This window comes from Methylobacterium sp. ARG-1 (genome assembly GCF_001262595.1).
Classification (GTDB): domain Bacteria; phylum Pseudomonadota; class Alphaproteobacteria; order Rhizobiales; family Beijerinckiaceae; genus Methylobacterium; species Methylobacterium brachiatum.
In genome coordinates this window covers 71,897-89,893 of record NZ_LHCD01000005.1, presented here as the reverse complement: position 1 = coordinate 89,893, position 17,997 = coordinate 71,897, and the positions used below count along the sequence as shown (strand labels likewise).

Annotated in this window: 22 protein-coding genes; 11 read left to right on the top strand and 11 right to left on the bottom strand. The window is 70.2% G+C overall.

From position 1 onward, the window contains the following. Positions 1 to 16: 16 nt before the first annotated feature. Positions 17 to 1,207 (bottom strand): aspartate aminotransferase family protein, encoded by a 1,191-nt coding sequence (locus tag AKJ13_RS07765; RefSeq protein ID WP_050732844.1) that lies wholly within the window; start codon positions 1,205 to 1,207, stop codon positions 17 to 19. A 284-nt stretch (positions 1,208 to 1,491) separates the two neighbouring features. Between AKJ13_RS07765 and AKJ13_RS07760 the strand changes: the two genes are divergently transcribed. From AKJ13_RS07760 to AKJ13_RS07745, 5 genes are all read left to right on the top strand, one after another. After that, positions 1,492 to 1,965 carry a RidA family protein gene (locus AKJ13_RS07760; protein WP_007562410.1) on the top strand — a complete coding sequence of 158 codons (474 nt, stop codon included), beginning with the start codon at positions 1,492 to 1,494 and terminating at the stop codon, positions 1,963 to 1,965. 2 nt (positions 1,966 to 1,967) lie between these two features. Then, complete coding sequence (locus AKJ13_RS07755; RefSeq protein ID WP_050732843.1) at positions 1,968 to 2,717, top strand: glycerophosphodiester phosphodiesterase family protein; 750 nt, start codon at positions 1,968 to 1,970, stop codon at positions 2,715 to 2,717. A 159-nt stretch (positions 2,718 to 2,876) separates the two neighbouring features. Next, on the top strand, positions 2,877 to 3,212 hold the full coding sequence (locus AKJ13_RS30290) for a lysozyme inhibitor LprI family protein (protein WP_244471548.1): 336 nt from the start codon (positions 2,877 to 2,879) through the stop codon (positions 3,210 to 3,212). Positions 3,213 to 3,297: 85 nt separating this feature from the next. Continuing rightward, on the top strand, positions 3,298 to 4,575 hold the full coding sequence (locus tag AKJ13_RS07750; RefSeq protein WP_050732842.1) for a GNAT family N-acetyltransferase: 1,278 nt from the start codon (positions 3,298 to 3,300) through the stop codon (positions 4,573 to 4,575). Beyond that, entirely contained in the window at positions 4,572 to 5,729 is a 1,158-nt protein-coding gene (locus tag AKJ13_RS07745) for a M20 aminoacylase family protein (RefSeq protein WP_050732841.1), read from the top strand. Before AKJ13_RS07750 ends, AKJ13_RS07745 begins: the two co-directional genes overlap by 4 nt. A 9-nt stretch (positions 5,730 to 5,738) precedes the next feature. Here the strand turns inward: AKJ13_RS07745 and AKJ13_RS07740 are convergent, their stop codons facing one another. Both AKJ13_RS07740 and AKJ13_RS07735 read right to left on the bottom strand, forming a co-directional pair. Further along, entirely contained in the window at positions 5,739 to 6,293 is a 555-nt protein-coding gene (locus tag AKJ13_RS07740) for a TetR/AcrR family transcriptional regulator (RefSeq protein WP_050732840.1), read from the bottom strand. 5 nt (positions 6,294 to 6,298) lie between these two features. Beyond that, entirely contained in the window at positions 6,299 to 6,766 is a 468-nt protein-coding gene (locus AKJ13_RS07735) for a nuclear transport factor 2 family protein (protein WP_050732839.1), read from the bottom strand. 96 nt (positions 6,767 to 6,862) lie between these two features. Between AKJ13_RS07735 and AKJ13_RS31315 the strand changes: the two genes are divergently transcribed. Together AKJ13_RS31315 and AKJ13_RS07730 are read left to right on the top strand one after the other, a co-directional pair. Beyond that, on the top strand, positions 6,863 to 7,147 hold the full coding sequence (locus tag AKJ13_RS31315) for a hypothetical protein (RefSeq protein ID WP_144426208.1): 285 nt from the start codon (positions 6,863 to 6,865) through the stop codon (positions 7,145 to 7,147). A 215-nt stretch (positions 7,148 to 7,362) separates the two neighbouring features. Further along, positions 7,363 to 7,965 carry a PAS domain-containing protein gene (locus AKJ13_RS07730; RefSeq protein WP_050732838.1) on the top strand — a complete coding sequence of 201 codons (603 nt, stop codon included), beginning with the start codon at positions 7,363 to 7,365 and terminating at the stop codon, positions 7,963 to 7,965. A 17-nt stretch (positions 7,966 to 7,982) separates the two neighbouring features. On the opposite strand, the gene AKJ13_RS07725 is transcribed toward AKJ13_RS07730, so the two are convergent. The 3 genes from AKJ13_RS07725 to modC all read right to left on the bottom strand — a co-directional run bounded on the left by AKJ13_RS07725 (position 7,983) and on the right by modC (position 11,304). Further along, a complete protein-coding gene (locus AKJ13_RS07725; protein ID WP_050732837.1) occupies positions 7,983 to 9,632 on the bottom strand; it encodes a TadG family pilus assembly protein in 1,650 nt (549 codons plus the stop codon). Next, positions 9,629 to 10,075 (bottom strand): TadE/TadG family type IV pilus assembly protein, encoded by a 447-nt coding sequence (locus AKJ13_RS07720; RefSeq protein WP_050732836.1) that lies wholly within the window; start codon positions 10,073 to 10,075, stop codon positions 9,629 to 9,631. The genes AKJ13_RS07725 and AKJ13_RS07720 overlap by 4 nt, the downstream gene beginning before the upstream one ends. Positions 10,076 to 10,197: 122 nt before the next feature. Next, complete coding sequence (gene modC, locus AKJ13_RS07715) at positions 10,198 to 11,304, bottom strand: molybdenum ABC transporter ATP-binding protein (RefSeq protein ID WP_050732835.1); 1,107 nt, start codon at positions 11,302 to 11,304, stop codon at positions 10,198 to 10,200. Between the two features lie 65 nt (positions 11,305 to 11,369). Between modC and AKJ13_RS07710 the strand changes: the two genes are divergently transcribed. After that, complete coding sequence (locus AKJ13_RS07710; RefSeq protein WP_050732834.1) at positions 11,370 to 12,026, top strand: glutathione S-transferase; 657 nt, start codon at positions 11,370 to 11,372, stop codon at positions 12,024 to 12,026. Positions 12,027 to 12,065: 39 nt separating this feature from the next. Here AKJ13_RS07710 and modB read toward each other — a convergent pair whose 3' ends face one another. The 4 genes from modB to AKJ13_RS32215 all read right to left on the bottom strand — a co-directional run bounded on the left by modB (position 12,066) and on the right by AKJ13_RS32215 (position 14,195). Beyond that, positions 12,066 to 12,758, bottom strand: coding sequence for a molybdate ABC transporter permease subunit (gene modB, locus AKJ13_RS07705; RefSeq protein WP_050732833.1), 693 nt, complete (start codon positions 12,756 to 12,758; stop codon positions 12,066 to 12,068). Positions 12,759 to 12,768: 10 nt separating this feature from the next. Beyond that, positions 12,769 to 13,575: a molybdate ABC transporter substrate-binding protein gene (gene modA, locus AKJ13_RS07700; RefSeq protein ID WP_050732832.1), complete on the bottom strand. Its 807-nt coding sequence runs from the start codon at positions 13,573 to 13,575 to the stop codon at positions 12,769 to 12,771. A 115-nt stretch (positions 13,576 to 13,690) separates the two neighbouring features. Beyond that, complete coding sequence (locus AKJ13_RS32575) at positions 13,691 to 14,008, bottom strand: hypothetical protein (RefSeq protein ID WP_244471542.1); 318 nt, start codon at positions 14,006 to 14,008, stop codon at positions 13,691 to 13,693. 43 nt (positions 14,009 to 14,051) lie between these two features. After that, positions 14,052 to 14,195 (bottom strand): hypothetical protein, encoded by a 144-nt coding sequence (locus AKJ13_RS32215; RefSeq protein WP_200905603.1) that lies wholly within the window; start codon positions 14,193 to 14,195, stop codon positions 14,052 to 14,054. Between the two features lie 310 nt (positions 14,196 to 14,505). On the opposite strand from AKJ13_RS32215, the gene AKJ13_RS07690 reads away from it, so the two are divergent. Together AKJ13_RS07690 and AKJ13_RS07685 are read left to right on the top strand one after the other, a co-directional pair. Next, entirely contained in the window at positions 14,506 to 15,426 is a 921-nt protein-coding gene (locus AKJ13_RS07690; protein WP_050732831.1) for a 50S ribosomal protein L11 methyltransferase, read from the top strand. A gap of 30 nt (positions 15,427 to 15,456) precedes the next feature. After that, on the top strand, positions 15,457 to 15,645 hold the full coding sequence (locus AKJ13_RS07685) for an Rmf/CrpP family protein (protein WP_050732830.1): 189 nt from the start codon (positions 15,457 to 15,459) through the stop codon (positions 15,643 to 15,645). A gap of 12 nt (positions 15,646 to 15,657) precedes the next feature. Here the strand turns inward: AKJ13_RS07685 and AKJ13_RS07680 are convergent, their stop codons facing one another. Then, a complete protein-coding gene (locus AKJ13_RS07680) occupies positions 15,658 to 15,918 on the bottom strand; it encodes a hypothetical protein (RefSeq protein ID WP_050732829.1) in 261 nt (86 codons plus the stop codon). Positions 15,919 to 16,118: 200 nt separating this feature from the next. Here AKJ13_RS07680 and AKJ13_RS07675 point away from each other — a divergent pair, with 200 nt between their 5' ends. After that, complete coding sequence (locus tag AKJ13_RS07675; protein WP_050732828.1) at positions 16,119 to 17,951, top strand: aminopeptidase P family protein; 1,833 nt, start codon at positions 16,119 to 16,121, stop codon at positions 17,949 to 17,951. The last annotated feature ends 46 nt before the right edge of the window (positions 17,952 to 17,997 follow it).

Here is a 17,997-nt window from a genome sequence, read left to right as displayed (position 1 = left end):
CTGCGGGATCGACTTGCTATTCGGCGGCCCCGCGCAGGGCTTCGAAGGATGAGGCGGCCTCGTCGAGCCGCCGGACCGCCTCGTCGATCTCGCTGTCGCTGACGATCAGCGGCGGCAGCAGACGGACGATGTTGTCGCCGGCCGGGATGACGAGGAGATGGGCAGCCCGGGCGGCGGCGGCAAAATCGGTGTTCGGCACGCCGAGCTTGAGGCCGAGCATCAAGCCCTCGCCGCGGATCTCCTGGAAGACATGCGGGTGGCGGTCGCGCAAGGACGCGAGCTTCTGCTTAAGAAGGAGCCCGGCATGGGCGACGCGGTCGAGGAAGCCGTCCTCCAGCACCACGTCGAGCACGGCGTTGCCCACCGCCATGGCGAGCGGGTTGCCGCCGAAGGTGGTGCCGTGGCTGCCGGCGGTCATGCCGCGGGCCGCCTCGCGGGTGGCGAGGCAGGCGCCCATCGGGAAGCCGCCGCCGACGCCCTTGGCCACGCTCATGATGTCCGGGGTGATGCCGGACCATTCATGGGCGAACAGCTTGCCGGTGCGCCCGACGCCGGTCTGGACCTCGTCCATGATCAGCAGGAGGCCGTTCGCGTCACAGATCTCGCGAAGGCGGTGCAGATCCGCATGCGGGATCACCCGCACGCCGCCCTCGCCCTGGATCGGCTCGATCATCAGGGCAGCCGTTTCCGGCCCGATCGCAGCCTCCAGCGCGGCGTAGTCGCCGGCCGGCACCTGGTCGAATCCGTCGACCTTGGGGCCGAAGCCCTCGATGTATTTCTGCTGCCCGCCGGCTGCCAGCGTCGCCAGCGTCCGCCCGTGAAAGGCGCCCGCGAAGGTGACGATCCGGTAGCGCTCCGGATTGCCGCCGGCGGCGTGGTACTTCCGGGCGATCTTGATCGCCGCCTCGTTGGCCTCGGCCCCCGAGTTGCAGAAGAACACCACGTCCGCGAAGGTCGCGTCCACCAGGCGGCGGCCGAACCGCTCGCCGCCCGGGATCTCGAACAGGTTGGATGTGTGCCAGATCCGGCTGGCCTGCTCGGTGAGCGCGCCGACCAAGTGCGGATGCGCGTGGCCGAGCCCGTTGACCGCGATGCCGGCGCCGAAATCGAGGTATCGCTCCCCGGCTTCCGTCACGAGCCAGGCGCCCTCGCCGCGCTCGAAAGCGAGCGGCGCGCGGACGTAGGTCGGCAGAAGGGCTGACGTCACGGATCCCGTCTCCGTCTTTGTAAAGGCCCGGAGCAAGCGTTAGCCGGCTCCAAATGAAAGTGCCGCCTCGTCATGGGCGGCACGCGCGCGATTACTATGAATCAACCGCCTCCTGTCAACGTTGCAGGGACCATGCCGTTCGCCCGACCGCTCTGCGCGAGGCTTGCGCGGACCGGATTTCAGTGACGCCTTAACGGGCTAGTCCGCTTGGCCTATCCCCTTGCGCGGCGGGGGGCGGGCATGCTCCTGATCCCGCAGAATTCGAGTCAGCGCGGGAGAATCGCATGAGCACGATCAAGGACCGTCTCGAGAAGCTGGGCCTCACCCTGCCGAAGGCGGCGGCACCGGTGGCGAATTACGTGCCGTTCGTCCGCACCGGCAATCTCGTGGTCATTTCCGGCCAGGTCTGCTTCGGGCCGGACGGGACCATCGCCCCCGAGCACAAGGGCAAGGTCGGCGGCAACGTCTCGGCCGAGGCCGGCAAGGCGGCGGCCCGGCTCTGCGCCCTCAACGTGTTGGCCCAGCTCGAGGCCGCGGTGGGCGACCTCGACCGCGCCCTGGAGCAATGCGTCCGACTCGGCGGCTTCATCAATGCCGCGCCCGGCTTCTCCGCGGTGGCGGGCGTGATGAACGGCGCCTCCGACCTCATGGTCGAGCTGCTGGGCGATTGCGGCCGCCATGCCCGCTCGACGGTCGGCGTCGCCGAACTGCCCCTCGACGCGGCCGTCGAGGTCGAGGCGATGTTCGAGGTCCGCTAGACGTGCCCGCTCCCGACTGGCTCACCGCGCGGCCGATCGCTCATCGCGGGCTGCACGACCGCGCGGCGGGCCGGCCGGAGAACACCCTGGCCGCCGCCCGCGCCGCTGTGGCGGGCGGTTTCGCCATCGAGTGCGACGTCCAGCTGAGCGCCGACGGCGAAGCGATGGTGTTCCACGACGCCGCGCTCGGCCGGCTCACCGAGGCGAGCGCGGCGATCGGGGCCAAATCCGCAGCCGAGCTGGGCACGTTGTCCGTCGCCGGGACCTCCGAGACGATCCCGGCCCTAGCGGACTTCCTGGCGGCGGTCGCCGGGGCGGTGCCGGTCGTGATCGAGGTCAAATCCCGCTACGACGGCGATCTCCGGCTGGCGAGCCGTGCGGCCGAGCTGGCCGCCGCCTATGGCGGTCCCGTGGCGCTGAAATCCTTCGATCCGCAGGTGGTCGCGGCTCTGCGCGACCTGTGCCCGCCCACGATTCCCCGCGGGATCGTCGCCGAGACAACCCAGGACGACCCGGCCTATGCCGCCATGCCCTGGGCGACGCGCCGGGCCTTATCGAACCTGCTCCATTTCGCCGACAGCCGGCCGGATTTCCTGTCCTGGCGGGTCGATGATCTGCCCTGCGCGCCGACCTACCTGTGCCGGCTCCTCAGCCGCATCCCGGTGATGGCCTGGACTGTGCGGAGCGAGGATCAGCGCGCCTGCGCGGACGCACACGCCGATCAGATGGTGTTCGAGGGTTTCGTTCCATAACATCGAAATCGCGGTGCGCCGTCGGATCGTCGGGCGCGGGGCGGCGGCCGGCCTCGCCGCAATCCCGCTCGCGGCGCCCCCGCCCCGGCGGCCGACGCCGCGCTGAACGCGGTCTATGTCCAACCGATGAAGTAGGTCGGTCCGAAGACCGAGGACGCGCTGCGGGCTGCACAGAAGGCCTGGTTCTCGTATCGGGATGCGACCTGTGCCCTCGAAACCATGGGTCGGGAAGGCGGCTCCGCCTACCCAATGAAAGTGAGCGGCTGCCTCAAGGGGCTGACGGATGCGCGTACCAAGGTCCTGAAGACATATCTCGCCTGCAAGCCGGATGACGTGAGCTGTGTCGGCGCATTCCAGGAGTGGCCCGGGGTCGAACGCGAGGGGCTCGGTGCGCGGGCGCCTCCGCAGACCCGGTCCAGGCGCGCCCGGACGATCGCATCGTCGCGCCGGGTTCCGCCCGCCGCCCGTCGCCCCGCTGCGAGCCCGAGGGCGTGACGCCGTCGGCGATCTGACAAGGCCGCCGGGCAGCCGCGCGCATCCGCCCGCTTGCCCGGCTGTTGACCCCGATTAGATTGAGCCCATGAAGCAAGAACCCGGGCCGGCGCCGGAGACTCCCACACTCACCGTGCGGGCGATCCCCGGCTTGAAGGAGATCGGCGCGGCGGCCTGGGATGCCTGCGCGTTCTCCCGCGAGACCCTGGCGGCGGGCGACGAGACCCACAACCCGTTCGTCTCGCACGCCTTCCTGTCGGCGCTGGAGGAATCCGGCTGCGTCTCGCGCAAGACAGGCTGGCTGCCGCTTCACGTGTCGGTGGAGCGCGACGGCACGCTGCTCGGCCTGGCACCCTGCTATCTGAAGTCCCACAGTCAGGGCGAATACGTGTTCGATCACGGCTGGGCCGACGCCTACGAGCGGGTCGGCGGCTCCTATTACCCGAAGCTGCAGGTGAGCGTGCCGTTCACGCCCGTGACCGGTCCGCGCTTCCTGATCGCCCCGGGCGTGGATCCCGATGAGGCCACCGCCGGCCTCGTCGCGGGCCTGCGGGCGCTGCGGAGCGAGACCAAGGCGTCCTCGGTTCACGTCACCTTCATGCGCGAGGCCGAGTGGGATCGGGCCGGGGCGGCGGGTTTCCTCCAACGGACCGACCAGCAGTTCCACTGGCAGAATGACGGCTACGCGAGCTTCGACGATTTTCTCAACGCCCTCGCCTCGCGAAAGCGAAAGACCATCCGCAAGGAGCGGCGCGACGCGCTGGCGCCCGGGATCACCGTCGAGCACCTGACCGGCGCCGCCATCACCGAGGCCCATTGGGACGCGTTCTACGCCTTCTACATGGACACGGGCGCGCGCAAATGGGGGCGCCCCTACCTCAACCGCCGGTTCTTCTCGATCCTGTCGGAGCGCATGGCTGACCGGGTCCTGCTGATCATGGCCAAGCGGGACGGCGCGTACATCGCCGGTGCGATCAACCTGATCGGCGACACGGCGCTCTACGGGCGCAACTGGGGCTGCATCGAGGACCACCCGTTCCTGCATTTCGAGATCTGCTACTATCAGGCGATCGATTTCGCGATCGGCCGCGGCCTCAAGCGGGTCGAGGCCGGGGCGCAGGGGGAGCACAAGCTCGCCCGCGGCTACAAGCCGGTGCTGATGCACTCCGCCCACGACATCGCCGATCCGGCCTTCCGGCGGGCGGTGGCCGATTATTTGCAGCGGGAGCGCGCCCACGTCGCCGAGGCGGTGGACGTCCTCGACACGCTCACGCCGTTCCGGCGGACGGACGAGGTCCGCACGCCCGGAGCCTGCGACGCCGCGGCAGAACCCGCACGACACGCCCCCGAGAGCCCGAACACATGAGCCCGATCGACCACATCAAGACCTTTGCCGACGAGCTGACGGCCCTGCGCCGTGACCTGCACGCCCATCCGGAACTCGGCTTCGAGGAGGTCCGCACCTCCGGCATCGTCGCCGACCTTCTGGAGAAGTTCGGCTGCGAGGTGCATCGCGGGATCGGCGGCACCGGGGTGGTCGGGCTGCTCAAGGGCCGCTCCGACAACGGACGGCGGATCGGCCTGCGCGCCGACATGGATGCCCTGCCGATGGATGAGGAGACCAACCTCCCCTATCGCTCGACCTATCCCGGCAAGATGCACGCCTGCGGCCATGACGGCCACACGACCATGCTGGTCGGCGCCGCCCGTTACCTCGCCGAGACCCGCAACTTCGACGGCACCGCGGTCTTCGTGTTCCAGCCGGCCGAGGAGGGCCGCGGCGGCGCCCGGGCGATGCTGAAGGACGGGCTGTTCGAGAAATTCCCCTGCGACGAGATCTACGGTTTGCACAACCAGCCGGGTGGCCACGGGCGGATCAAGCTGCGCCCCGGCCCGGTCATGGCGGCGGCCGACTTCTTCGACATCCACATCCGCGGCACCGGTGCCCACGCGGCCCAGCCCCATGGCGGCAACGACCCGATCATCATCGCCACCGGCCTCGCCCAGGCGCTGCAGTCGATCGTGTCGCGCAACGCCGACCCGCTGAAGTCGATCGTGCTGTCGATCACCCGGATCGAGGCGGGCACCGCCTACAACGTCATCCCGGAGACGGCGCACCTGGCCGGCACGATCCGCACCTTCGACAAGGAGATCCGGGCGCTGGCAGGCACCCGCATGCGCGCGATCGCCGCCGGCTTCGCGGCCGCCTATGGGGCCGAGGTCAAGGTCGACATCCACGACATGTTCTCGGTCCTGGAGAACGCCCCCGAGCAGGCCGCCGCCGCCACCGCGGTCGCGACCGAGCTGCTCGGGGCTGCGAATGTCGAGCCGAACGCCGTCCCGAAAATGGGCAGCGAGGATTTCGCCGACATGGCCCAGGTGGTGCCGGCCGCCTATGTCTGGCTCGGCTCCAACCCGGGTCCGGGCCTGCACAACGCCAGCTACAATTTCGACGATTCGATCATCCCGATCGGCAGCGCTTTCCTGGCCCGGATGGTCGAGAGCCGCACCGCCGCCTGAGGCGGCCGCTCAACCCGCTGCGGTCGCAATCCGTGACCGCAGCGTCGCCAGGGCGCGCGCGAAGAGCGCGGGCTGATCGAGCGCCCGAGCCAGCACGATCGCTCCCTGGATCTGCGCGACGACCTCTTCCGCGCTCGCCGTGCTCGCCGCCTCGTCCTGCCCCGACCTCCGCAGGGCGTCGGCGAGGGCGGCGACCCAACGGGCGAAGTAGCTGCGCACCGCCTCGGCGAACAGGTCGCGGCTCGTGCCCAAGGCCAGCACGCCGACCAGGCAGACCCGTTGCCCGGACCGGAAATAGCTCGCGACGGAATCGAACATGTCCGAGATCGCCCGCTCCGGCGGATCCTGTTCGCGCAGCGGACGGTACAGGTTGGTCTCGAACCAGGCGTCGATCTCCTCGAGGACACAGGCTGCCATCTCGGCCTTGCCGCCTGGGAACAGGTGATACAGGCTGCCCTTCCCCAGGCCCGTCGCTTGGCTGATCAGCGCGAGGCTGGCGCCCGCATAGCCGTGCTCGCGGAACACCTCCGCGAGCGCCGGCAGGATCTCGGACCGCGCCGTCACCGCTTCTAAAGGTCGAGGTCGCTCAGGCCCGGGTGATCGTCCGGGCGCCGGCCCAGCGGCCAGTGGAATTTCCGGTCGGATTCCGCGATCGGCAGGTCGTTGATGCTGGCGATCCGACGCCGCATCAGCCCGTTCGCATCGAATTCCCAGTTCTCGTTGCCGTACGAGCGGAACCACTGTCCCGCCGCATCGCGCCACTCGTAGGTGAAGCGCACGGCGATCCGGTTGCCGCCGAAGGTCCAGAGCTCCTTGATCAGCCGGTAATCGAGCTCGTGCGCCCATTTCCGCTGAAGGAAGGCGACGATCGCCTCGCGTCCCGTCAGAAACTCACTGCGGTTTCGCCAGACGCTGTCCGGCGTGTAGGCCAGCGACACCCGCTCCGGGTCGCGCCCGTTCCAGGCATCCTCGGCCATGCGGGCCTTCTGGGCGGCGGTCTCTTCGGTGAAGGGCGGAAAGGGCGGGCGGTCCGACATCGCGCATGTCCTCGTGGGTTTGTACCGATTGGTACAAAGATGTGTGCCGTCTGCCCCGTCATGTCAATTGTTCGGTTTCTCCCTTCAGACCAGGCCATGCTGAGCAAGCGAACCCGAATTGATGGGCGATTCACGTTCGCCCGCGCCGCAAGAAGGGCCAGCACAATTGCGATTTTGGTCTCCTTCCCGCCGTCGACAGCCAAGTCGATCGGTGCGATTCTCGCTTGCAAAGACCGCGCGGAGCGGGAGCGGGTGGGACGATCGGGGAGGCCTATGACGCCGGATATTCGGGAATCGCGGGCGGCTTTGATCTTGCTCGCAGCGGTGGTCGGCGCGGTTCTGCTGTTCGGCGCGTTCACGTTGATCACGCAGATCGGTTGAAGCTCGTGCCGAAACGTACAACCCCCGCGCGTTCGCGCTGCCGTTAGAACGCCGCAAGCCGCGGGTCGCTCGCGCCAAATTGTCTCGCTGCGTCAGTAGAATGACCGGTAGGGAATCGAGGTTGCGCTGTTGAGTTAACCACCTCTTAATTCCATCAAGGGTTGTATGACTACAAGGGATGCGTGCGAGGGGCACGCCGGTTTCGGAGGTCGCCCATGGTTGTTGACGCGATCAAGCGCACGCGCGGCTTGCCGGTCGATCTGTCGGCAGCCCTGGACGCTTCCGGCGTCATCGGTGCGTGGTCGTGGTCGCCCCGTTCCGAGCGCTGCATCCTGGATGCCGGCGCCGCCGAGGTGCTGGCGGGCGATCCCGGCCTGGCCGGCCGACCGATCCCCCTGGAGATCGCCCGATCCTGCATCCATCCCGAGGACCGCCCGGCCCTGGTGCGCCATTTCCAGGCCGTGTGTGAGCGCGGCGGCCCGTTCGTGGCCGAGTACCGCACCCTGTCGCCGTCCGGTCAGGTCCGGTGGATCCTCGACCGCGGCCGCGTGCCCGCGAACGCCTCGAGCCGACGTGCCGGGCACGGCCTGATCATCGACGTGACCGATAGCCGGCGCGACACCGATCAGGATGTCGCCTCGCGCATCGAGCCGCTGGACGCGCTCTCGGTGGCGATCGACCGGGCTATCGAGTGCAGGGATGCGCTGGAAGGCGTGGCGGATTCGGAGCTACAATTGCTGATCGATATGCTTCTGCTGCGCCTCGGCCAGAGCATCGCCAAGGCGCCAGCCGGCAACGGGGGCCGGCGCGGCCATTGAGGGGCCGGGCGACGGCCTCACTGCACCAGCACGGCCTGGCTGCAGAGGGTGCCGTCCATCTCGATATCCGCGTAGCCGATCCGCAGGCCGAGGCTGCGCAATACCTGGTCGAGCACGAAGTCGAGGGGCCCGGCGGCGAGGCCGAGCGTCGTGGCGAGGGTGGATTGCAGCAGCGGGTTCAGCCCTAGGCCGTTCAGGTTGAGGCTGAGGTTACCGAGCAGGCTGCCGGTCAGGGATTGCAGGACGTTCCCCGACGATACCGTCCGCGCGGTGTGGTTGGCGATGTCCGCATCCGTGAAGGTCAACGTCTGCCTGCCCGCGCCGATATTCGTCACCGTCCGGCCGGAGACGTTCACCAGCGGAAGCCCGATCAGGACGGCGGGCTGCGACAGGTCCGGGCCCGTGCTGCCACCCTGGATCGAAGCCCGCGACACAGCTGCGATCGCCAGGGTCGCGAGCCCGGTCTGCGCCTCGATGGTGGCCTGGCGCCCACCGCTCGCACCGGAGCAGCTGAGCGTGCGCAGGGTCGCCTGGGCCGGGGCGACCTCGGCGTAGATCGGCAGGTACACGGTCCCGAGCCCGAGCGGGGCCGAGACCGTGGCCTCGATCAGCAGCCGGGTCTGCGCGGTCTTCACCGTGGCGTTGGGGCTGCCGGGGCGGACCCAGCCGGAGCTGCGGCGGCGTTCGCCGATCGCCAGGGTCAGCCGGGTCGAGAGCAGGCCCGGCACGGTGGCGCCGAGATCGATCGCCACCTGGTTCTGCCCGTTGGCCAGCGACGCCGTGGCGGCCACCAGGTCCATCAGGTTCAGCGAAGGGCCGGCCAGGCCGCGCCCGGGGGCGAGCGCCGCCACATCGCCCAAGGCGTCAACCTGTCCGACCGGCACGAGGTTGCCGGCATTCGGCAGGGCGTTGAGGATGCCGGAGAGGGCCGAGACGGCGGCGGAATTGCCCTGCGCGGCGACCCGCATCGCCATCAGCATCTGCCCGACGCTGGCATGGGCCTGGACGATCTCGGTGTAGTTGGCCGCCTGCAGGTTGAGGCTCGCCGCGAGCGCATCGAGCACGCGCAGGCCGTCGATCTTGGCGCTGGCCAGTGCGGCGTAGTCGCTCACGCCCAGCGACAGCTTGGCCCCGAGCAGGGCGCCGAGCACGGCATTGGGGATGCCGTCCTTCAGGCCGGCTGTGCCCGAGCCGATCGTGAACGCCGCGAATTGCGCGCTGGCGGCGGTTCCGGTGACCCGGATCGGCACGGTGCCGGGCAGCCCGATCGCCCGGCCGAAGGTCACCGGCACGGTGGTCGCCAGGCCGACCCGCACGGCGTTGGCCGGGCTCATCCCAGGGTTGAAACGACTCCCGGGGACGGCGTTGGGAGCGCTGGCATCGTAGCCGCCGGTCGCCACCGTCGCCTGCGTAGCGTCGTAGCCGTTGTCGCCGAGGGAGCGGCGCGCCACCGCGTCGGCCTTGGTCAGGTCGACGGCCGCCAGCATGGCGGCGATGTCGGCCGCGCCCTGCGCCTTGCGCCGGGCCTGGAACACCTGGCCGAGATCGATCCCGACCGCGCCGGCACCCATCAGCAGGGAACTGCCGAGCGCCACCAGGATCACCACGTTGCCGCCGCGGGCCCGGCCGAAGCTCCGCGCCCGAACGGCTGCCCGCCCTCCGGTCACAAGCCGCCCTTCCTAACGCTGATGGTGCTGCGCAGGACTGTCGGCAGCATCGGGATCAGCTTGGAAAAGGCGTTGATGCCCAGCGTGTTGGCGTCCAGGGTCACGGTGACCGTGTACATCGTGGCGTCTTTCGGATCGGGACCGACCAGGACCTTGACGCTCTCCGGACGGAACATCGCGCCGCTGCTGAGGCTGCGCAGCACCATGGTCTGGGCCAGGGTCTCCCGCTCCTTGTCGGTGACGCCCGCGATGGAAGCGCGGGCGGCTTCGGCCGCGATCTGACGAAGGTTGTGGGCGGCACCCAGGCAGATGCCGAAGGCGGTGATGCCCGCAAACAGCATCAGCAGGATCGGCGCGACGAGGGCGAACTCGACCGCGGAACCGCCGCGGCGGCAGGCCAATCCGGCGCGTCCGTTTCGCCCAAGCACGCGGAGCCAGCTCATCGAAACGCCCTTCGAAGCTCGTGCAGCCGCGACAGCTGCACAACCCATGGTGGCATCGATCTTCTAATCAAAGGTTGTGGTCATTGCCCGAATTCCAGTGCTTCGGCGCGAATACGGGAGGCTCAGATTTCCACGGCGGGTCGCAGCGTCCCGATTCCTGCCGGATCGAAAGCGGCGCTCTTGATCACGACATGGACCGGCCGTCCCGGCGCCAAGCCGAGTTCGCGGATCGCAGCCGCGGTGACGCGCGCGGCGATCAACGCGCCGTTGCAATCGATCTCCACCGAGACCTCGGCGCCGCTCGGGGTCAGCGTCGCGACCCGGCCGGGCAGGATGTTGCGCGCGCTCAAGCCCCGGGGACGCTCGGTCGCCACCAGCACGTCGCGGGCGGCGATTCGCACGCGCAGCCGCGTCCCGATCGCGCGGGCCGCCAGGCCCGGCACCAGCAGCGGCCCGGCTCGGCCGGTCAGCCGGGTGAGCCCGGTCTCGGGATCGGCTCCGGCGACGACCATGTCGAGAAGCGCCCCGGCTTCCGCCTCGTGGATCGGCACGAGATCGGCCCGGCGCAGGATCGCCTCGGCGGGGCCCGACGCGGCCACGCGCCCGGCTTCCAGCACGATCACCGTCGTCGCGAGCCGCGCCACTTCGGCGACCGCGTGGCTGACATAGACGATGGGCACGCCCGCCTCGTCGCGCAGGCGCTCAATATAGGGGAGGATCTCGGCCTTCCGGGCCTCGTCCAGGGCCGCCAGCGGCTCGTCCATCAGCAGCAGGCGCGGCTTGGCGAGCAGCGCCCGCCCGATCGCCACCCGCTGGCGCTCGCCCCCCGAGAGGCCCGCGGGCCTCCGGTCGAGGAGGTGGCCGATCCCCAGCATCTCGGTCACCGCGGTGAAGCCGGCCGGGTCGGCTTGCTGGCGTCCGAAGACGCGGCCGTAGCCGAGATTGGTCCGCACGCTGAGATGCGGGAACAGCCGCGCGTCCTGGAACACCACCCCGACCCGACGGCGATGCGGCGGAAGGAAGATCCCCGCTGCATTGTCGACCAGCGTCGCGCCCTCGACGACGATCCGGCCATGATCCGGCCGGGCCAGCCCGGCGATGAGGTCGATCAGCGTCGTCTTGCCGGAGCCCGAGCGGCCGAACAGGGCGGTCAGACCCGGCCCCGCCGCGAACGCCGCCTCCAGGGCGAAGGCGCCGCGCCGGAGATGGACATCGACCTGGATGCTCACGCCCTGCGTCCCTGGCGGCACGGGCGGCGGCGCGGCGCGTTGGACACCGCCACGGAGCGCCCACGATGATCACAGTCCACCATCTCGAGAATAGCCGCTCGCAGCGCGTGCTCTGGCTGCTCGAGGAACTCGGCCTGCCCTACATTGTGAAGCGCTACGCGCGGGATCCGCAGACCATGCGGGCGCCCCCGGACCTGACGGCGATCCACCCGCTCGGCAAGTCCCCGGTCATCACCGAGGACGGGATCGTGGTGGCCGAGACCGGCGCCATCGTTACCTCCCTGACCGACCGGGCCGGGGGTGCCCTGGTGCCCGCCCCGGGAACGCCCGAGCGGGCGCGCTACTCCTATTGGCTGCACTACGCCGAAGGCTCGGCCATGCCGCCGCTGCTGCTCAAGCTGGTCTTCTCGCGTCTCGCCCCGGGCAGCCCCTGGGCCCTGCGGCCCCTGGTTCGCCGGATCGCCGACACGGTGCTGCAGAGCTTCGTCGATCCGGACCTGCGCCGGCACGCGGCCTTCTGGGAAGGCGAGCTCGCCGACCGGCCGTATTTTTGCGGGGCCGACTTCACCGCGGCTGACATCATGATGAGCTTCCCGCTCGAAGCCTTCGCGGCGCGCGGCACCGGCGCCGGACCGCGCGTCACCGCTTGGCTCGCGCGCATTCACGCCCGCCCGGCCTACCGGCAGGCGCTGGAGCGGGGCGGACCTTACGCCTATGCCTGATCGCGGCCGGCCGGCCGGCATTCTGGCTCGTCCCGCCATTCAGCCGGCTCGCAGACGTCGCGCGGCGCGCGCGGCTAGGAATTCCGAGATCAGCAGGGCCGCCACCGACAGGGCGACCGAGATCAGGGTCAGGCGCAGAGCCGGCCCCTCCCCGCCGGGGACCTGAGTCAGCGTGTAGATCGCCGAGGGCAGGGTCTGGGTCTCCCCGGGGATGTTGGACACGAAGGTGATCGTGGCGCCGAACTCGCCCATCGCCTTGGCGAAGGCGAGCACGGCGCCCGCGATGCAGCCGGGCAGGCTGAGCGGCAGCGTCACGGTCAGGAAGACCGCGAGCGGGCTCGCCCCGAGGGTGCCGGCCGCCTGTTCGAGCCTGGGGTCGACCGCCTCGATCGACAGCCGCATCGCCCGGACCATGAGCGGGAATCCCATCACCGCGCAGGCCAGGGCCGCCCCGGTCCACCGGAAGGCGAAGACGATGCCGATCTCCGCGAGCGCCCCGCCCAGAACGCCGCGCCGCCCGAGCGCGAGCAGCAGCAGGTAGCCGGTCACCACCGGGGGCAGGATCAGCGGCAGGTGGACCAGTCCGTCGAGCAGCGCGCGGCCCGGGAAACGGCGTCGCGCCAGCAGCCACGCCACGGCGAGGCCCGGAAGCAGGCTCGCCAGCGTGGCGACGCTCGCCACCCGCAGGCTCAAGGCGACGGCGTTCCAGGCGTCGGGGGGCAGGCCGAACAACGTCGCGGGTCTAGTGGCCGGCGCCGGGCGTCCCGACCACTGTAAAGCCCTGGCGCTCGAAGGCGCCCCGAGCCGCCGGGCTGCGCAAATAGGTCAGCAGGGCGGCGGTGTCGGGATTGCGCGACTCCTTGATGAGGGCCGCCGGGTAGATGATCGGCGGGTGGCTGTCGGACGGAAAGGTCGCGACCACATGGACGTTCGGCTCGGCCGCCGCATCCGTGGCGTAGACGATGCCGAGCGGTGCCTCGCCTCGGGCCACCAGCAGCAGGGCGGCCCGCACGTTCTCGGCCTGGGCGACCTGGCCCTTTACCGAATCCCACGCGCCGAGCTTCTCCAGAGCGGCCTTGCCATATTTCCCGGCCGGGACGGCATCGATCGTGGCCATCGCCAGCTTGCCGCCCCCAAGCATCCGGGTGAGCGTCGAGCCGAGATCCGGTGCGAGCGCGACCTGCGGATCCGAGCCGACAGTCTTCGGGCCCGTCGCGATCAGCACCAGCGCGTTGCGCAGGAGGTCGATGCGGGAGCTCGGCGTCACGGCGCCGGCCTTCTCGGCATAGTCCATCCAGGCCTGATCGGCCGAGATGAACAGGTCAGCCGGCGCCCCGGCGTCGATCTGCTTGGCGAGCGCGTTCGAGCCCGCATACGAGATCCGGACCGTCTTGCCGGTGTCTTTGGTCCAGTTGGCCGTCGCGTCGTCCAGCGCGTTCTTCAGGCTGGCAGCCGCGAAGACGACGACGGGCTCGGCCGCGTGACTCGGGCCAGCCGGGACGAGCGCCAGCGCGGCGAGCAGGATCCAGATCCGTCGGGAGACGCACATCGGCTCGGGAATCCCCTCATCGCGACCCATCATCCGGCCGGGTGCCCGGGGACCATAAGACCGCCGCCTTCGCGGGCCAAGCGCGGCGCAGGAGCTGGCGCGGATTCTGACATGGTCAGGCGTGCGGCGGCTCCCGGCGCTCCTTCGGCGTGGCTTCCGCACGGTGGAGCCGGCTCAGCAAGACCAGGAGATGGCCCGGCAGCGGACCGTCCGGTGCAGGCCCGCCGAAGAGCCGCTCGCGGGGGGACGGAAGAACGGCACCGTCATTCACGACGACGGGCCCGCGCGGTCCGGAACGCTTGGACTTGATCACGCTGTACGCACCCTGCTCGATGATGCCTCTCGAGAAAGCCGGCAAAAACGCCGCCTCGCGCAGCCGGTTCCGTGGGCAATCGGTGGATTCTGTGGTTAACGCGCAGACACGCTGCCGCATTCCTGGGCGCCATCCGCTGCGAATCGCGGAAACCGTCGCCCGGTCACCAGGTCCGAATGTCGCGCTGGTCCTTCGCGTCGCTGTCCGGCGCCGGCGACATGCCGGTCGCGACCAGCGCGGCCCAGAGCGTGGCCGCCAGCGTGGTCGTGAGCGTGACGGCAAGGCTGACGAGAAGAGGCGAGTTCATGGCTGCGCTGTCATCAGATCAAAACGGGCGCGCCGGACCCCGAAGAGCGGCGCGCCAGAGTTGAGGGTCTGGCCTTGGGGAAGCCGAGACTGTTGTAATCTGCGATGTCGTGGGCGGAAACTGATTTAGTTGGTTTCTAACGCGTGTATTGTCAGATGTGTCTGAGCAGCAACAAAACACCGATGCCGATCGACAGGCCGGCTTCGATCCGCCCGGACGTGCCGGGTCGGCTCCCTCGGACGGGCCGGACTGCGTTTTTTTCGCCCCTGCCCCTGTGATGCGGCGCGCCCGGGCGCTACAGCCGGGCATCATGCTCGAAGGTCTGCCGCCCCACCGCCCGACTCACATCCTGCGCCTCACGACCGACGAGCGATCGGCCCGGGCGATGACGGATCTGCTGGGCGAGATGTTCGATCCTACCGAGACCGCCGTCGCGGCGTTCGAGGACGAGGATGGCCGCACCTGGCGGCTGGAGGCCTATTTCGCCGACGCGCCGGACGAGGACTACGTCCGCGACCTGATCCGCCCGGTGATCGGGGACGAGGCCGATATAGCCGAGTTCCGCACCATCGATCAGCAGGATTGGGTCCGCACCTCTTTGGAGGGGCTGAAGCCGGTCCGTGCCGGCCGCTTCCTCGTGCACGGCTCGCATGACCGCGACGCCGTGCGCGGCAATGACCTGCCGATCGAGATCGAGGCTGCCCTGGCCTTCGGCACCGGCCATCACGGCACGACCCTCGGTTGCCTGCGGGCGCTGGTCTCGGAGTTGAAGCGGCGGCGCCCGACGCATGTCCTGGACGTGGGCACCGGGACCGGGATCCTGGCCTTCGCGGCCGCCAAGGCGTTGCGGCAGCCGGTGGTGGCCGGCGACCTCGACGGCGAGGCGGTGCGCACCGCCCGGGAGAACGCCCGTCTCAACGGACTGGGGCCCTACCTCAAGCTCTACGAGGGGCCCGGGGTGCGCCACCGGCTCGCGGACCGGCCGCGGCACTTCGACCTCGTCTTCGCCAACATTCTGGCTCGTCCCCTGCGGCGGCTGGCCCCGACTCTGTCCCGCGTGGTCGCCCCTGCGGGCGTGCTGGTGCTCTCCGGGCTGATCGAACGCGACGTGCCCGGCGTGCTCTCGGCCTATCGCCACCAGGGTTTCCACCTCGTGCGCCACGGCTTGATCGAGGGCTGGGTCGCCCTGGTGCTGGCGCGGGGCGGTGCGGCGAAGCGGCCGCGCCGCTGAACCGGCGACCGGCCCGCGCATTGCCCGGGCATGAGCCAGACGCTGCACCACGATCCCCCTGCCGATCCCATCACCGAGGGCGCGTATGCACGCGCCCGGGGCCGGCCCAAGGATGCCTGTCCCTATCCGGCGAACTCGCCCGCCCGCATCGCTTGGCTCGAAGGCTATGACGGCGTCCCGAGCGGCCGTGCCCGGGACCTGCCGTCGGCGAACGCCTGACCGGCGGCCGCTCTATCGTGCGGTTCGGAGCGTCCCCGCTCGGGTCGCATCCTCCTGTGCCGTCTCGACGTCCGGGCTCGCCGCCGCGTCCGCTTGCGCGACCGGAGCGCCCAACGCGGCCATCAGCACGCGCAGGCCCTCCACCCATTCCTCGGCCTCGGCCAGCGAGCCGAAACCGTCGCGCCGGATCACCGTATCGGGCTCGATCGTGGTGATGGCGTCGAAGAGGCCGTCGGGTCTGTCGCTGATCCGGTAGAAGACGCGGCGTGGCATGAGCGGGAGATAGGGCAAAGAACTGGCGTGATAAGATTGCGCACGACACTAAACCATAGGTTACAGCGTCGGGCTGCGTTCAGCGAAGAGGTTCAGCGAAGGAATTGTCGGTGTCCGGGGGCCCTGGTGCCGAACTGAACAGCGCGCTCCCGGATCCCCCGCGGTTGCGACCAGGGACCACCCGGCGATAGGCTCCCCCGATGACAGAGCCATGTCCGCCCCGACCCCGTTTCCAGACCTTCGACGATCCGAGCCACCGCAAGGGGGCGGAGCGGATCGAGGCGCTGCGCGCGGCCCTGCGCGAGAGCGCGCTGGACGGCTTCGTCGTACCCCGGGCCGATGAGCACCAATCCGAATACGTGCCGGCCGACGCAGAGCGGCTCGCTTGGCTCACCGGCTTCACGGGCTCGGCCGGAACCGCGGTGGTGCTGATGGAGTCGACGGCGCTGATCGTCGACGGCCGCTACACCCTGCAGGCGCCCGAGCAGGTCGATACCGGCGTGATCACCGTGGTGCCGCTGGCCGAATCAACCGCGGAAGCCTGGATCGCCGACAACCTGAAGCGCGATCAGGTGCTCGGCTACGACCCCTGGCTGCACACCTCGGATGGGGTTGCACGCCTGGAACGGGCGGCGGTGAAGGCCGGCGGTTCGGTGCGGGCGGTGCCGAACCTGGTCGATGCCGTCTGGGCCGGGCGCCCGAAGCCGCCCGCCGGGCCGGTGGTCACCCATCCCGAGGCCTTCGCGGGCGAGAGCGTCGCCGGGAAACTCACGCGGGTGCGCGCGGCTCTGGCCGAGGGCGGCTGCGACGCCCTGGTGATCTCGGACCCGCACAATCTCGCATGGGCGTTCAACTTGCGCGGCTCCGATGTCGGCCACACGCCGCTGGCGCTCGGCTACGCGATCCTGCCGCGTGAGGGACGAGCGCGGCTGTTCCTGTCCTCACCCAAGGTCGATCCGGCGCTGCGGACGGCCCTGGCGCCGGTGGCCGAGATCCTGTCGCGCGCCGATCTCGATGACGGGCTCGGCTCGTTCAGCGGCGTGCGCGTCCGGGTCGATTCCGCCACGGGCGCCGTCGCCCTGAAGGAGAAGATCGAGGCCGCGGGTGGGACCGCCGATATCGGCAAGGACCCGATCACCGGCATGAAGGCGGTCAAGAACGCCGCCGAGATCGCCGGCACCCGGGCCGCCCATACCCGCGACGGCACGAGCGTCGTGCGCTTCCTGGCCTGGCTCGACGGCGCCGCCGAAGCCGGGGGAGTGAGCGAGATCGCCGCGGTGGAGGCCCTGGAGGATTTCCGCGCGGCCGGCGGCGACCTGCGCGACGTGTCGTTCCCGACGATCTCGGGTTCCGGCCCGAACGGGGCAATCGTCCATTATCGGGTGACCCGCGCCAGCGACCGGATCGTGCGGCTGGGCGAGCTGTTCCTGATCGATTCCGGGGCGCAATACCCGGACGGCACCACCGACATCACCCGCACGGTCGCGGTCGGCGAGCCCACCGAGGCGATGCGCGATCGGTTCACCCGGGTGCTGAAGGGCCACATCGCCATCGCCCGGGCGGTCTTCCCGAAAGGCACCACCGGCGCCCAGATCGACGCCTTCGCCCGCGCACCGCTCTGGCAGGCGGGGCTCGATTTCGACCATGGCACCGGCCACGGCGTCGGCTCGTTCCTGTCGGTGCACGAGGGCCCGCAGCGCATCGCCAAGACCGGGACCGTCGCCCTGGAACCCGGCATGATCCTGTCGAACGAGCCCGGCTACTACGCGCCCGGCGCCTACGGAATCCGGATCGAGAACCTCGTCCTGGTCGAGCCGCGCGCCATCCCGGGCGGCGAGCGCCCGATGCTCGGCTTCGAGACCCTGACGCTCGCCCCCTACGACCGGCGGCTGATCCGCCCGGACCTTCTCGCACCGGAGGAGCGGGCCTGGATCGACGCCTATCACGCCCGGGTGCGCGACACCCTCGCGCCGCTCCTCGACGCCGAAACCCGCGGCTGGCTGGACCGCGCCACCGCTCCGCTGGCGGCTTGAGGAGTGGGGAGTCGCTCCGGGCGCCCTCAGGTCGGCGAAGGGAGGC

Excerpts from the sequence above, each read along its gene's own strand:
- AKJ13_RS31315 (WP_144426208.1), top strand. The coding sequence starts at position 6,863 with ATGCTGAGCAAGCGAACCCGAATTGATGGGCGATTCACGTTCGCCCGC.
- AKJ13_RS07690 (WP_050732831.1), top strand. The coding sequence starts at position 14,506 with ATGCTCGAAGGTCTGCCGCCCCACCGCCCGACTCACATCCTGCGCCTC.
- AKJ13_RS07680 (WP_050732829.1), bottom strand. The coding sequence starts at position 15,918 with ATGCCACGCCGCGTCTTCTACCGGATCAGCGACAGACCCGACGGCCTC.
- AKJ13_RS07710 (WP_050732834.1), top strand. The coding sequence starts at position 11,370 with ATGATCACAGTCCACCATCTCGAGAATAGCCGCTCGCAGCGCGTGCTC.
- AKJ13_RS07760 (WP_007562410.1), top strand. The coding sequence starts at position 1,492 with ATGAGCACGATCAAGGACCGTCTCGAGAAGCTGGGCCTCACCCTGCCG.
- AKJ13_RS07735 (WP_050732839.1), bottom strand. The coding sequence starts at position 6,766 with ATGTCGGACCGCCCGCCCTTTCCGCCCTTCACCGAAGAGACCGCCGCC.
- AKJ13_RS07750 (WP_050732842.1), top strand. The coding sequence starts at position 3,298 with ATGAAGCAAGAACCCGGGCCGGCGCCGGAGACTCCCACACTCACCGTG.
- AKJ13_RS32215 (WP_200905603.1), bottom strand. The coding sequence starts at position 14,195 with ATGAACTCGCCTCTTCTCGTCAGCCTTGCCGTCACGCTCACGACCACG.
- AKJ13_RS07685 (WP_050732830.1), top strand. The coding sequence starts at position 15,457 with ATGAGCCAGACGCTGCACCACGATCCCCCTGCCGATCCCATCACCGAG.
- AKJ13_RS07730 (WP_050732838.1), top strand. The coding sequence starts at position 7,363 with ATGGTTGTTGACGCGATCAAGCGCACGCGCGGCTTGCCGGTCGATCTG.
- AKJ13_RS07745 (WP_050732841.1), top strand. The coding sequence starts at position 4,572 with ATGAGCCCGATCGACCACATCAAGACCTTTGCCGACGAGCTGACGGCC.
- modA (WP_050732832.1), bottom strand. The coding sequence starts at position 13,575 with ATGTGCGTCTCCCGACGGATCTGGATCCTGCTCGCCGCGCTGGCGCTC.
- AKJ13_RS07720 (WP_050732836.1), bottom strand. The coding sequence starts at position 10,075 with ATGAGCTGGCTCCGCGTGCTTGGGCGAAACGGACGCGCCGGATTGGCC.
- AKJ13_RS32575 (WP_244471542.1), bottom strand. The coding sequence starts at position 14,008 with ATGCGGCAGCGTGTCTGCGCGTTAACCACAGAATCCACCGATTGCCCA.
- AKJ13_RS07675 (WP_050732828.1), top strand. The coding sequence starts at position 16,119 with ATGACAGAGCCATGTCCGCCCCGACCCCGTTTCCAGACCTTCGACGAT.